The organism is Plesiomonas sp. ZOR0011 (genome assembly GCF_000800945.1).
Taxonomy (GTDB): domain Bacteria; phylum Pseudomonadota; class Gammaproteobacteria; order Enterobacterales; family CAMTGL01; genus Plesiomonas; species Plesiomonas shigelloides.
Genome location: NZ_JRKB01000145.1, coordinates 1 through 224, shown reverse-complemented (window position 1 = coordinate 224; position 224 = coordinate 1). Strand labels below are relative to the sequence as shown.

The following is a 224-nucleotide window of genomic DNA, read 5'->3' as shown; positions in this document are numbered from 1 at the left end:
TCCGTAGCTCAGCTGGATAGAGTACCCGGCTACGAACCGGGCGGTCAGAGGTTCGAATCCTCTCGGATGCACCATACAAAAAGTGATAGTGATGAACGGCATTAAGCCGACATAAATCGGTATCACGGCTGTTACAGTCAACCAGATTTGCATCCGTAGCTCAGCTGGATAGAGTACTCGGCTACGAACCGAGCGGTCAGAGGTTCGAATCCTCTCGGATGCAC

Annotated in this window: 1 tRNA gene; it reads left to right on the top strand. The window is 52.2% G+C overall.

Going from position 1 to position 224, the window contains the following annotated elements:
- Nucleotides 1–149 precede the first annotated feature (149 nt).
- A tRNA-Arg gene (locus tag L975_RS17095) sits at nucleotides 150–223 on the top strand.
- Nucleotide 224: the final 1 nt, after the last annotated feature.